13 protein-coding genes and 1 tRNA gene are annotated in these 12,308 nt (G+C 47.8%); 12 read left to right on the top strand and 2 right to left on the bottom strand.

What is annotated here, in order from left to right; all coding sequences use genetic code 11:
- Positions 1-24: 24 nt before the first annotated feature.
- Positions 25-1,041 (bottom strand): tRNA (adenosine(37)-N6)-threonylcarbamoyltransferase complex transferase subunit TsaD, encoded by a 1,017-nt coding sequence (gene tsaD / locus L6J37_RS00420; RefSeq protein ID WP_237793768.1) that lies wholly within the window; start codon positions 1,039-1,041, stop codon positions 25-27.
- A gap of 215 nt (positions 1,042-1,256) precedes the next feature.
- Here tsaD and rpsU point away from each other — a divergent pair, with 215 nt between their 5' ends.
- From rpsU to L6J37_RS00380, 8 genes are all read left to right on the top strand, one after another.
- Positions 1,257-1,472, top strand: coding sequence for a 30S ribosomal protein S21 (gene rpsU, locus L6J37_RS00415; RefSeq protein WP_002537656.1), 216 nt, complete (start codon positions 1,257-1,259; stop codon positions 1,470-1,472).
- A 24-nt stretch (positions 1,473-1,496) separates the two neighbouring features.
- Positions 1,497-1,940 (top strand): GatB/YqeY domain-containing protein, encoded by a 444-nt coding sequence (locus L6J37_RS00410; RefSeq protein WP_027251933.1) that lies wholly within the window; start codon positions 1,497-1,499, stop codon positions 1,938-1,940.
- Positions 1,941-2,035: 95 nt separating this feature from the next.
- Entirely contained in the window at positions 2,036-3,793 is a 1,758-nt protein-coding gene (gene dnaG / locus L6J37_RS00405) for a DNA primase (protein ID WP_192015450.1), read from the top strand.
- Positions 3,794-3,885: 92 nt separating this feature from the next.
- Complete coding sequence (gene rpoD, locus L6J37_RS00400; RefSeq protein ID WP_192015449.1) at positions 3,886-5,727, top strand: RNA polymerase sigma factor RpoD; 1,842 nt, start codon at positions 3,886-3,888, stop codon at positions 5,725-5,727.
- A 197-nt stretch (positions 5,728-5,924) separates the two neighbouring features.
- Positions 5,925-6,000, top strand: a tRNA-Ile gene (locus L6J37_RS00395).
- Between the two features lie 147 nt (positions 6,001-6,147).
- Positions 6,148-7,035, top strand: a complete 888-nt coding sequence (locus tag L6J37_RS00390; protein ID WP_237793767.1) for a sce7726 family protein — start codon at positions 6,148-6,150, stop codon at positions 7,033-7,035.
- Positions 6,996-7,913, top strand: coding sequence for a sce7725 family protein (locus tag L6J37_RS00385; RefSeq protein ID WP_237793765.1), 918 nt, complete (start codon positions 6,996-6,998; stop codon positions 7,911-7,913). Before L6J37_RS00390 ends, L6J37_RS00385 begins: the two co-directional genes overlap by 40 nt.
- Position 7,914: 1 nt before the next feature.
- Positions 7,915-8,940, top strand: coding sequence for an RES domain-containing protein (locus tag L6J37_RS00380; RefSeq protein WP_237793763.1), 1,026 nt, complete (start codon positions 7,915-7,917; stop codon positions 8,938-8,940).
- 9 nt (positions 8,941-8,949) lie between these two features.
- On the opposite strand, the gene L6J37_RS00375 is transcribed toward L6J37_RS00380, so the two are convergent.
- Positions 8,950-9,252 carry a hypothetical protein gene (locus L6J37_RS00375; protein ID WP_237793761.1) on the bottom strand — a complete coding sequence of 101 codons (303 nt, stop codon included), beginning with the start codon at positions 9,250-9,252 and terminating at the stop codon, positions 8,950-8,952.
- 43 nt (positions 9,253-9,295) lie between these two features.
- Here L6J37_RS00375 and L6J37_RS00370 point away from each other — a divergent pair, with 43 nt between their 5' ends.
- The 4 genes from L6J37_RS00370 (at position 9,296) to L6J37_RS00355 (ending at position 12,109) form a co-directional block, all read left to right on the top strand.
- Positions 9,296-9,601 (top strand): antibiotic biosynthesis monooxygenase family protein, encoded by a 306-nt coding sequence (locus tag L6J37_RS00370; RefSeq protein ID WP_237793759.1) that lies wholly within the window; start codon positions 9,296-9,298, stop codon positions 9,599-9,601.
- A gap of 17 nt (positions 9,602-9,618) precedes the next feature.
- Positions 9,619-10,002: an amino acid-binding protein gene (locus L6J37_RS00365; protein WP_237793758.1), complete on the top strand. Its 384-nt coding sequence runs from the start codon at positions 9,619-9,621 to the stop codon at positions 10,000-10,002.
- Between the two features lie 2 nt (positions 10,003-10,004).
- The gene (locus tag L6J37_RS00360; protein WP_237793757.1) at positions 10,005-10,721 is read left to right on the top strand and encodes a winged helix-turn-helix domain-containing protein; all 717 of its coding nucleotides are present in this window, start codon (positions 10,005-10,007) and stop codon (positions 10,719-10,721) included.
- A gap of 251 nt (positions 10,722-10,972) precedes the next feature.
- On the top strand, positions 10,973-12,109 hold the full coding sequence (locus L6J37_RS00355; RefSeq protein WP_237793756.1) for an AI-2E family transporter: 1,137 nt from the start codon (positions 10,973-10,975) through the stop codon (positions 12,107-12,109).
- Positions 12,110-12,308: the final 199 nt, after the last annotated feature.

Genomic DNA, 12,308 nt, shown 5'->3' with positions numbered 1-12,308 from the left:
CTTGCCTGACCGGCTTGAGCCGCCTCAGCGCAATGGCTTGAGTGTATCGATCGGCCAGCGCGGATGGGCTTTGACACTCAAATCCATGATTTCCTGATTTTTCAGGCGCTGCATCCCGGCATAGGCAATCATGGCACCGTTATCGGTACAGAACTCAGTACGCGGATAAAAGACTTCGCCGCCCAGTTTTTCCATCAGGGTCGCCAGCTCGGCACGCAAGTGTTTGTTGGCGCTCACGCCGCCGGCAATCACCAGACGCTTAAAGCCGGTTTCTTTCAGGGCGCGCTTACATTTGATTGCCAGGGTGTCCACCACGGCTTCCTGAAACGCATAAGCAATGTCTGCCCGGGTCTGCTCATCATCATCGTTGCCACGAATGGTGTTGGCCGCAAAGGTTTTCAGGCCGGAAAAACTGAAATCCATGCCCGGACGATCTGTCATCGGACGCGGGAAAGCAAAGCGGCCAGCCGTACCTTTATCGGCCAGTTTTGACAGCAGCGGTCCGCCGGGATAATCCAGCCCCATCAGTTTGGCCGTTTTATCAAAGGCTTCACCGGCGGCATCATCAACCGACTCACCCAAAATGCGGTATTCGCCAATCCCTTTGACTTCCACCATCATGGTGTGACCGCCGGAAACCAGCAGCGCCACAAACGGAAACTCAGGGGGATTGTCTTCCAGCATGGGCGCCAGCAAATGGCCTTCCATATGGTGTACCGCCACCGCTGGCAAATTCCAGGCATACGACAGACTGCGGCCTATGGTCGCTCCCACTAACAGGGCGCCGACCAGGCCGGGGCCTGCGGTATAAGCAACGCCATCCAGATCCGCCGGGGTTAAACCCGCATCGGCCAACGCCTGCTTGATCAGCGGGATGGTTTTTTTGACATGGTCCCGTGAGGCCAGTTCAGGTACGACGCCACCATAATCGGCGTGCAGCTTCACTTGGCTGTACAACTCATGAGCCAGCAGGCCTTTCTCATCATCGTAAATCGCCACGCCTGTTTCATCACAGGACGTTTCGATGCCCAGGATACGCATATCAACCTCTATACTTATATACTTACAAACCGAAAGCCGAAGCCGGTGCGGAACATCGGAGGGGCATGTTACCGCTGTTGACAGAATTTCACCAGTTCTGACTTGCAGAATGCTTTACAAATGACCCCGGATCAGATTAGAATTTCGCACCATTTTTAATCAGCTGATAATTTTGATCATCAGCGTTAATCGAATCACTCTGAGGTGAGTATTACATGCCAGTAGTCAAAGTACGTGAAAACGAACCGTTCGACGTAGCTCTACGTCGTTTTAAGCGCTCTTGCGAAAAAGCAGGTATCCTTTCTGAAGTTCGCCGTCGTGAGCACTTCGAAAAGCCAACAACTGTACGTAAGCGCGCTAAAGCAGCGGCTGTTAAGCGTCACCTGAAAAAATTGGCTCGCGAAAACGCACGTCGCGTTCGTCTGTACTAATTTACAGATAACAAGGACAGCGTAATGGCCCTAATCGAAAGTATAAAGAACGAACAAAAAGCAGCCATGAAGGCGAAGGACAAAGCTCGCCTGGGTGCTATCCGTCTTGTTCTTGCTGCCATCAAACAACGTGAAGTCGACGAGAAGATCACTCTGACCGACGACGACATAGTGGCAGTACTGACGAAAATGGTAAAACAGCGTCGTGACTCTGTGGCTCAGTATGAAGCCGCAGGCCGTCAGGATCTGGCCGATGTTGAGCATGCTGAAATCGCCGTACTGGAAGAATTTATGCCTCAGCCGCTGAGCGACGACGAAGTTGCCGCTCTGCTGGAAGACGCTATCGCCAGCACCGGTGCCAGCACTATGCAAGACATGGGTAAACTGATGGCTGTGCTTAAACCACAGCTGCAGGGCCGCGCCGATATGGGGAAAGTTAGCCAATTGGTCAAAGCCAAACTCGGTTAAAACTGCCCCAACTCTACAGCAAGCCGTGCTATCCTCTCGGGAATGCGCGGCTTGTTTGTATCTCTTCCCAGTTAATTTCAGGTAACACTCATTGTATGGCAGGAAAGATCCCTCGTTCATTCATCGATGACCTCATCTCACGGCATGACATAGTCGATGTAATTGATGCGCGGGTGAAACTCAAAAAGCAAGGCAAGAACTACGGTGCCTGCTGCCCTTTCCACAATGAGAAAACCCCGTCTTTTTCTGTCAGTCCCGATAAACAGTTCTACTATTGCTTTGGGTGCGGTGCAAAAGGCAACGTACTCGATTTTGTGATGGAGTTCGACCGGCTGGACTTTGTGGATGCCATCGAAGAACTGGCGTCTCAGCTTGGCCTTGAAATTCCGCGCGAACAAGGCACCAGCGGCCAGAGCAGCATCAAGCGACAAGAGAAACAAAGCCTTTATGACCTGATGGGTCAGGTCGCCCAATATTATCAGTCGCTGTTGCGTCAGAGCGATGCGCAGGTGGCGATTAACTACCTGAAAGGACGCGGCCTGTCTGGTGAGATCGTCAAACAGTTCGGCATCGGCTATGTGCCTGACCAATGGGATCTGGTGCGCAGCCGTTTTGGCCGCAACGAGCAGGCACAGCAAGATTTAGTCAGCGCCGGCATGCTGATCGAAAACGAGCAAGGCCGTCGCTATGACCGTTTCCGTGGCCGGATTATGTTTCCGATCCACGACCGCCGCGGCCGGGTGATCGGGTTTGGTGGCCGGGTACTGGGCGAAGGTACGCCCAAGTATCTCAACTCACCGGAAACACCGATTTTTCACAAAGGCCGCGAGCTCTACGGTTTGTATCAGGTGATGCAAACCTACCGGGAACCTGAACGCGTCCTGGTCGTCGAAGGCTATATGGATGTAGTGGCCCTGGCGCAATACGGCGTCGACTATGCCGTCGCCTCACTGGGCACCTCGACCACAGGGGAGCACATTCAGACCCTGTTCCGGCAAACCGGTACTGTGGTGTGCTGTTATGACGGTGACCGCGCCGGTCGCGATGCGGCCTGGCGGGCGATGGAGCAGGCACTGCCCTACCTGACTGACGGCCGCCAGCTGAAATTTATGTTCCTGCCCGACGGTGAAGACCCGGACAGTTTCGTGCGTCAGCATGGCAAAGAAGCCTTTGAGCAGGCCATCACACAGGCGATGACCCTGTCTGATTTCCTGTTCACCACCCTGCTGCAACAGGTGGATACCAGCAGCCGGGAAGGCAAAGCCAAGCTCAGTACGCTGGCTGTGCCACTGATTGACAAAGTGCCGGGCGGCACCCTGAGACTATACTTACGGAAAGTTTTAGGACAAAAACTCGGTCTTCCTGATGAAGAGCAGCTCAAACAGCTGATCAGCGAACACGGAGACAACAAGCCGGTAAGAATGGTTCAGCCCGCCATCAAGCGTACGCCGATGCGCATCGCGATTGCGCTGCTGCTGCAAAACCCGGGTTTTGCCACTGAACTGGGCTTGAACACTCATGACTTCGCCGGCACAGAGCTGGCGGGCTTAAAATTATTATTGAAAATAGTTGATAAATGTCGACTTCATCCCAATATCACAACTGGACAGTTGCTAGAAGATTGGCGTGAGACCGAGCAAGCATCGCTGATGGCCCGTTTGGCCAGCTGGGAAATACCGCTCGGCAGCGATGAAGACAGTTTACACACTGTATTTTTTGACGCGATGGATAAAGTTATCGATCAATGCGTCACACAACAAATTGAGAAGTTGCAGGCTAAATCGAACACCGTCGGCTTATCAGTCGAAGAGAAGCGGGAGCTTCAGCTATTGCTGTTAAATCGCCCCGTCTAAAAAGTAGTCAACAATTCTGACATTTGTTATAATTACTGGTTTGCATTTCTGCATCCTTTTTTCTCACTCAGACCCTAAGTTGGATATCGTCTATGGAGCAAAATCCGCAGTCACAGCTAAAGTTGCTTGTTGCCAAAGGCAAAGAGCAAGGTTATCTGACCTATGCCGAAGTTAATGACCACCTGCCAGAAGACATTGTTGACTCTGATCAGGTTGAAGACATTATTCAGATGATCAACGACATGGGTATTAAGGTGGTGGAAACCGCCCCTGATGCCGATGAACTCATGATGACTGAAGATAACGCCGATGAAGACGCCATTGAAGCGGCGGCTCAGGCATTATCGAGCGTAGAAAGCGAAATCGGCCGTACCACTGACCCGGTTCGTATGTACATGCGCGAAATGGGTACAGTTGAGCTGTTGACCCGCGAAGGCGAAATCGACATCGCTAAACGCATCGAAGATGGTATCAATCAGGTTCAGTGTTCTGTTGCTGAGTACCCATCAGCAATCTCGCATCTGCTTGAGCAGTTTGACAAGGTTGAAGCAGAAGAGCTGCGTCTGACTGATATCATTTCAGGCTTCGTGGATCCTAACGAAGAAGAGACGGCCGCTCCGACAGCCACGCACATCGGTTCCGAGTTAAGTGAAACTGATCTTGAAGATGAAGACAAAGATCTTGAAGACGATGACGACGATTCAGAAGAAGAAGACGACGGCAGCATCGATCCGGAAGTGGCACGCGAGAAGTTCAAAGAACTGCGTATCTCTTACGAAAATATGGCCAAAGCCATCGATACCAATGGCCGTCATCACCCTGACACTGAAGTCGCTATTGCCGAGCTGTCTGAAATTTTCAAACAGTTCCGTCTGATCCCGAAACAGTTTGACCGTCTGGTCAGCTCACTGCGTGATTCCATGGATAAGGTGCGTACCAATGAGCGCCTGATCATGCGTATGTGTGTCGACAACAGCAAAATGCCGAAGAAGACCTTCGTACAGCTGTTCAGCGGTAATGAATCTTCTTCTGCGTGGATCGACGAAGCACTGAACTCAGGCAAACCGTATGCCGAGCGCCTGAAAAACTACGAAGAAGACCTGCGTCGTGCCTCGCTGAAGCTGCGCATACTGGAAGATGAAACCGGCCTGTCGATTGAGCGTATCAAAGACATCAGCCGCCGTATGTCTATCGGTGAAGCCAAAGCACGCCGCGCCAAGAAAGAAATGGTTGAGGCCAACCTGCGTCTGGTTATTTCTATCGCCAAGAAATACACCAACCGTGGCCTGCAATTCCTGGATCTGATCCAGGAAGGTAACATTGGTCTGATGAAAGCGGTCGATAAATTTGAATACCGTCGCGGTTACAAGTTCTCGACTTACGCCACTTGGTGGATCCGTCAGGCAATCACACGTTCAATCGCAGATCAGGCACGTACGATTCGTATCCCTGTTCACATGATCGAAACCATCAACAAACTGAACCGTATCTCTCGCCAGATGCTTCAGGAGATGGGCCGTGAACCACTGCCGGAAGAACTGGCTGAACGCATGCAAATGCCGGAAGACAAAATCCGCAAAGTGCTGAAGATTGCCAAAGAGCCAATCTCGATGGAAACCCCAATCGGTGATGATGAAGATTCACATCTGGGTGATTTCATTGAAGATACCACGCTGCAGCTGCCAATGGATTCTGCCACGGCAACTAACCTGCGTGCGGCAACCAACGAAGTACTGGCTGGCCTGACGCCACGTGAAGCCAAAGTACTGCGTATGCGTTTTGGTATCGACATGAACACTGACCATACACTGGAAGAAGTGGGCAAACAGTTTGACGTTACCCGTGAGCGTATCCGTCAGATCGAAGCCAAAGCCCTGCGTAAACTGCGCCACCCAAGCCGTTCCGACGTGCTGCGCAGCTTCCTGGACGAGTAAGCCACTCACCAGAAACACCACATCACAAAGCGGGCTAAACAGCCCGCTTTTTCTTTGCCCGCCGCACATGCGACCTCGCTCACACCCCTTGCCATTCAAGGGCTTGCCCTGCATTTAACTGCCTAAGAAACAAACAAAACTTGCCCCATAGCAGGTAGACAATGTCCCACCCATCCCATATAATCGGTGGCACATTTGGCCCCTTAGCTCAGTGGTTAGAGCAGGCGACTCATAATCGCTTGGTCCCCAGTTCAAGTCTGGGAGGGGCCACCAGATACAGCAAGGCCGAAGCGGTTAGTAACCACTTCGGCCTTTTGCATTTTTGAAGACTGTGTAGCATATATGTAGCAAAATTCGCATCGTATATGGTCATTTCTAAGCTATTGATGCTAAGGTTTTATATATCCAGAGATTAGGAAAATGAGAGTAAAAGACGCAGCCAGAATTTTTAGCAGTGGGCATCTAACGAGATTAGCATCAGGAGACCTTTCCTTGATCAATCGCGTCGCTACCGACTTACTAAAAATCGACTCTCAAAACACACCAATCAGAGATATCTTTGAAAAGGCTTACCTTGAGCTATCAAAGCATTATCGTCATGAGTATTACTACAAAAACACAATTGCCAACAAACGTCTATTGGGCAGACACTCGCTAGATACAGCAACAATGCTTTCGGAATTTAGAGTTGGTAGAAACATTGCTGATTGTGTAATTATTAATGGTCACTCAACTTGCTACGAAATTAAAACTGAATTTGACACCCTTGTTCGGCTAGAGGAACAACTACACTCATATTGTCTTCTGTTCGATAAAGTGTATGTGGTTTCCGATGAAAAATACTTATCTGATGTGATATCCATGGCCCCCTGTCACGTTGGTGTGATTCAGCTTACAAAAAGAAATACCTTATCAACTATCCGAGATGCTAAAGATCTTTCTTCGAATCCAATATCTACAGAACTTGTCATGAACTCGCTTAGAGCTCCAGAGTACATAGAACTCACAAAGAGAGTTTCTGGCCACATTCCAGATGTTAGCAATATACATATGTTTTCTGCTTGTAAGAACGTTGTTGAATCTGTGAAACCAGAGCTAATTCGTGACCAATATCGAATTGTTTTAAAAAAAAGCCGTAAAAATAATGCAACTTTAATTAAGTCGCTCCCTAAATCCTTGATCAATGCTGGTGTAAGCTATAAATTACCTATGAAGCTTCAAAATAGATTGATTTCAATTTTACAAAATGATGGCGATAAGGAGCTATTATGTACTACCCAGTACTCAGGGGAAAACAATTTGAGCTAATTGCTCTTCGAGAGCTAGCCCCCCGTCTATCTCCTGAAACTATCTGCCCTATTATTGAACCAGTCAGAAACAAATATCCTGCTCTCGCTAAAACGATCAAAAACCTAAACGAATGCCAATTCAAGCCAATAATTGTCATAAATCCATCTATAGGTGATTTTTCTAAGCTTTCTAGTCGAGTTAATATTAGCGACGATTTGAACTCATGCTTGGAAGAAAAAATTAACTACCTACCCTGCATAACTACGAAAGACCTTTCAGTAGAAGAGCTTCAGATTTTCGTTGAAAATATTGACGATTTTGCTATTTTCGTCGAAGGTGGGTTAAGTAAAGGTCACTTACCAATTCTTCGCGATGCATCTTTAGTTATATCAACAAAATATCAAAAATCGGTATTCAAAGACTTAACACACGTAGTAATTGTCAAAGACAACTTTGAACGAGCAACAAGAAATTCGGATTATCCCGACAAATCATTTTTTTCAGAAATTCATACTGACTTTCGAGAGGAAAAAAATATTATTGGATTTGGTGACTATACCATTACAGGTGGTGACTTTTCTGAATCTGGCGGCCCTGCATACGTTGTCACAGTTCACTTTTCCTATATTGATTCAAATGCGTTTAATGCAATGTATATCAGACACTTCAAGTCTTTTGATGACTCATCACCGACAAGGCCAGGAGAAAAATTTGGTGACGCCCTCAACCAGCTCATTGATTTCACAAAAAATAACAAAGATATAATTTGCAATACTTTAGGTCTTCATGGATTTAATCAACTTTATAAAGATGGCCACTTCCCTGGCTTAGGGCAAGTTAAAAAGCTTTCAATTCAACACCATGTCGAAACGATTTGCAATTATCTAGAGAGATAATATGTCAAAGTGCTGCATTAACTGTTTTAACGACAAAGAAATTAAGCAATCCATCATTAACAGAAAAGAACTGGGGCGGTGTTCCTATTGTGGTTCTAATGATATTTCTGTTGCAGATGCCTGTTCACTCAATGAGAAATTTGAGTTTTTGATGTATGGTGCAGAACCTTGTGAAACAGGTCAGCCTGCATACATCATCTTAACTCAAGCTTTTGAGATTTTTGGTAACGATGTAAAAAATCCTCAAAAATTACTTGATGATATCCTTAGCACAAATCTAGGTGATATCAAGTACTCATTGAAATTTGAAACTGAGCGTTACATAAATGGATGGAGTGAGCTATGCCAAGAACTAAAACATAACAATCGATTCTTTTTAAAAAGTGAAGTTTACGAAACCTTTTTTTCCTCAGATAGGAGTAATAGTACTTCTCCTTTTTTTTCAATACTCGAACAACTAGAGTTGCTCGTTTACCCGGAAGACGAGTTTTATAGAGCTAGAATAGCTGACAACCACTTAACACGTGATGACATGGGAGCACCACCTTCTGAAATAGCAACTGCGGGTAGAGCAAACCCTAAAGGTATCTCATACGTATACCTAGCAGATAACATAGAAACATGCATATCAGAAGTAAGGCCATATAATGGTTGTGAAATACATGTGTCTAAATTCAAGTCAACAAATGGCAGACGATTAATTGACCTGACATCTCCTCGAAAAGCAGTTTCTGTAATTCCATTTTCTGAAATTCAATACGGAGAAGTACTTTCAATAATTGATCTACTAGAATCTTTTTCCAAAGAGCTTTCCATCCCCGTTAAGCCCCACCTGTCAGAACTTGAATACATTCCAACACAGTTTCTATGCGAGTACATTAAGTCACTAGACTGCTATGATGGGATTGTATTCAAAAGCTCATTTGGTAAAGGTAATAACTATGTGTTCTTTGAGCGTGATAACTTTACCGTAGAGGCTCCACTTTTGCATAAACTAGATGATATCACCTTCACATTCTCGACTTAATGAACTTATTCATAGAAATCCAAGTAAAAGTCTGTTTGGCGCTTGCATTGAAATCCGCCACTCATGTAAACGGGTGATGATGACCTTACCTGCAATGGCAACACCTTTCAGCCCCCATGTGATTTCACTGTCACTGTACTGACTGGTTCTGACCACGCCTGTCTCTGTATCAAATGACACCTGATAATGCGGCTGGAATACCTGTGCTTTCCGTTTACAGAACACCCCTAACAACTGACTTTGCCCTATCCCCCAGCACTCCCCAGAAAACACCACATTTCGCCCATCACCGAAGTATCCTTTTTTCACCACGCTATATTGAGCCCGACACACTGACATTCAGAAGGATAAAACAATGATCGCGGTTCTTTTTGAAGCGACAGCCGTGCCTGAAAAGCAGGCTCGCTACTTCGAGCTGGCTGAACAGTTGAAGCCGCTGCTGAGCCATGCTGAGGGGTTTATTTCTGTTGAGCGCTTTCAAAGCCTGGCCCAGCCAGAAAAATATCTCTCGCTGTCATGGTGGGAGAACGAGGAGGCCATTTTGCAATGGAAACACAATATGCTGCACAGGTCAGCTCAGCAGGAAGGAAAGGAGTCCATTTTCTCTTTTTATCGCATTCAGGTGCTCAGCCTGATCAGAGAATATTCATCATCCCAGTAAGCAAGGAAGCCATCGCTATGTATGACATTCATGTCGTTTTGAAGAATCTGCCGGGAGAGCTTGCGCGGTTAGGCGAAACACTCGGATCAAATCACATTGGCTTGGAAGGAGGCGGCGTCTTTTCCGTCAACCAGCAAAGTCACGCCCACTTTTTGGTGGAAGATGGCGAAAAAGCCAGAGCGGTACTCATCGAACAGGGTTTTGAGGTCATCAATATCTGCAGGCCGCTAATTCGGAAACTCAGGCAGGAACAGCCGGGCGAATTAGGCGCTATTGCCAGAGTGCTGGCCGATAGCGGCGTCAACATCATCACCCAATACAGCGACCATGCAAACCGTTTGATCCTCATCACTGATGACTATAAGGTTGCAGAAACAGTAACCCGTCACTGGATGGTCTGATTGTGAAGCCTCACCCGCAAGCCCCGCAGGAACAGGAAGAATTTCAGCTGGAGTTATCTATGGCAGCCCTTGCGGCTGCTATGTCTGATGCGTCACGCATGAAAATTCTTTGTGTGCTCATGGATGGCCGCGCCTGGACAGCCACTGAATTAAGCGCTGTGTCTGATATCGCACCGTCAACCACCAGTGCGCATCTGTCCCGATTGCTGAAAGCCAATCTCGTCACTTGTTTATCACAAGGACGTCACCGTTATTTTCGCCTCTACAGTGCCAGTATTGCCGCCTTGCTTGAAAATATGATGGGGGTTTCGTTTGGCGCGATGCAGCCACCAAAAACACGGGTGCCGGCCGAATTACAACGGGCTAGAACCTGCTACGACCATCTGGCAGGCGAAATCGCCGTCGGTATTTACGATTACCTTTTCGCGAATGCATGGATTACCAGCGACGGCAATGCGTTAACTCCCTTAGGTAAGGCGCAGTTCAGTCAATTAGGTGTCATGCTCGATGCAAAGACCAAACGTAAAAAGTGCTGTGCATGTTTAGACTGGAGTGAGCGAAAATTTCACCTTGGCGGCCATGCCGGGGCGGCACTTTTTCAGTGCTTTGAGCAGCAAGGATGGATAGAAAAAGTGCCGGGATACAGGGAAGTCACAGTGACAGCAAAAGGCCAGGCGGCTTTCAGCCAGTATTTTGGCTTGGCTAAAGCGCTAAACTAAACACGCAGATTACCGTGCAGTCTCCAACTTTCTTCTTTTAAAATTCTCTCTTCTTTTCAAATTAAAGTATCAGATCTAGTCTGAACTAATACCGTTTCCAGTACTGACGTTTATCATCTGCCTGAGCCTGCATTTGATATGTGCTGATATCGGTTTCTGATAACACAGCCGTGAGCATGAAACATTACGGCCACTGTAGGCAACATAGTTTCCAGCCCTATCAGCACTCACATTGAACATCAGGAAGCAACATGGATAAACAACCGGAACCGCATCAAAGCAAAGTTTTCATCAGCAATATGGTGGAGTCCGCGATCCGTATCGGCTTGCTGCTGGTACTGCTGATCTTCACGTACGACATCATCAGGCCATTTATCATTCCTGTGATCTGGGGGGCCATTATCGCTGTCGCTCTGATGCCACTGACGTCGAGAATCCAGCGCTGGTATGGCAATCGCCGCGGATTAGCGGCCACAACCGTTGCCCTGTTGGGTATTGTGCTATTAGTGACGCCGTTAGTGATGATCTCGGTTTCCGTCTACCACGCATCAATCCAGGTACTGGAGACGCTGCAACAGGGTCAGGTGACTCTTCCGGGGCCAGACAGCAGGATTGCGGATATTCCGGTTATCGGCGATAAGCTGTTCGACATGTGGAGTATGTTCGCCAGTAATCTGGAAAAAGCCATTCAAACCTTCCTGCCGGAAATCAAGTCTGCACTGTCCGCTTTAATTGGTGTGCTGGGTGGTGCGTTGGGTGACATGCTGATATTCATCCTATCGCTGGCTATCGCTGCCGGTTTTATGACTTACTCAGAAAAAATTACCGCCTCGTTAAAGACCATTGCAGTGCGCGCAGCAGGTACTAACGCCAGGCATTGGACTTCACTGATTGCCGCAACGATCAAAAGCGTCTTACTTGGGGTTGTTGGTGTGGCAGCCATTCAGGCGCTACTGATTGGTGCCGGCTTCTTTGTTTTTGGCGTTCCGGCGGCTGGTCTGCTGACGTTACTCCTGATCATTTTATGTATCGCTCAGTTGCCGGCTCTGATAGCCGTTCTGCCCGTGATCATTTACATGTACCTGACCCAGGACGCCACCACAGCAACACTGTTTACCGTCTGGGTCGGTATCGGTTCGCTGTCTGACAACGTGCTCAAACCTATGTTGATGGGCCGCGGAGTAGCTGTACCTATGCCCATCATACTGATAGGTGCAATTGGCGGCATGATGTATTACGGCATGACCGGCCTGTTCCTCGGCGCAGTCATTCTGGCTATCTGGTATGAACTGTTTGTTTTTTGGATCAAGTTAGAGAAGCAGGAAGCAACAGAAGCCAGTATATCCCCTCAACAAGACGCCATAAGTTCAGAGAAATCTGACACATAAAGGATTTCTATACCACGCTGAGAACACGTACCGGGATACAGAGAAGTCACAGTGGCAAAAAAAGGCCGGGCGGTTTTAAGCCAGCACTTTGAAATGGCTTAGTATTGAAGAACAAGCTAGCAGCGAAGCGCCACATTGAATCACAAAAAAGCGCTGCAGGTTGCCCCCGCAGCGCCATATTGAATGGTATTTCGGTATT

The organism is Photobacterium sp. WH77 (genome assembly GCF_022014395.1).
In the GTDB taxonomy this organism is placed as follows: Bacteria; Pseudomonadota; Gammaproteobacteria; order Enterobacterales; family Vibrionaceae; genus Photobacterium; species Photobacterium arenosum.
Note: the sequence above shows the minus strand (reverse complement) of the source record. Positions and strands in the feature narration are given on the sequence as shown.

Bases quoted from the DNA above. Each gene is read 5' to 3' on its own strand.
- L6J37_RS00380 (WP_237793763.1), top strand. From the start codon at position 7,915: ATGTCAAAGTGCTGCATTAACTGTTTTAACGACAAAGAAATTAAGCAA.
- dnaG (WP_192015450.1), top strand. From the start codon at position 2,036: ATGGCAGGAAAGATCCCTCGTTCATTCATCGATGACCTCATCTCACGG.
- L6J37_RS00385 (WP_237793765.1), top strand. From the start codon at position 6,996: ATGTACTACCCAGTACTCAGGGGAAAACAATTTGAGCTAATTGCTCTT.
- L6J37_RS00365 (WP_237793758.1), top strand. From the start codon at position 9,619: ATGTATGACATTCATGTCGTTTTGAAGAATCTGCCGGGAGAGCTTGCG.
- L6J37_RS00355 (WP_237793756.1), top strand. From the start codon at position 10,973: ATGGATAAACAACCGGAACCGCATCAAAGCAAAGTTTTCATCAGCAAT.
- L6J37_RS00370 (WP_237793759.1), top strand. From the start codon at position 9,296: ATGATCGCGGTTCTTTTTGAAGCGACAGCCGTGCCTGAAAAGCAGGCT.
- rpsU (WP_002537656.1), top strand. From the start codon at position 1,257: ATGCCAGTAGTCAAAGTACGTGAAAACGAACCGTTCGACGTAGCTCTA.
- tsaD (WP_237793768.1), bottom strand. From the start codon at position 1,041: ATGCGTATCCTGGGCATCGAAACGTCCTGTGATGAAACAGGCGTGGCG.
- L6J37_RS00410 (WP_027251933.1), top strand. From the start codon at position 1,497: ATGGCCCTAATCGAAAGTATAAAGAACGAACAAAAAGCAGCCATGAAG.
- L6J37_RS00390 (WP_237793767.1), top strand. From the start codon at position 6,148: ATGAGAGTAAAAGACGCAGCCAGAATTTTTAGCAGTGGGCATCTAACG.
- rpoD (WP_192015449.1), top strand. From the start codon at position 3,886: ATGGAGCAAAATCCGCAGTCACAGCTAAAGTTGCTTGTTGCCAAAGGC.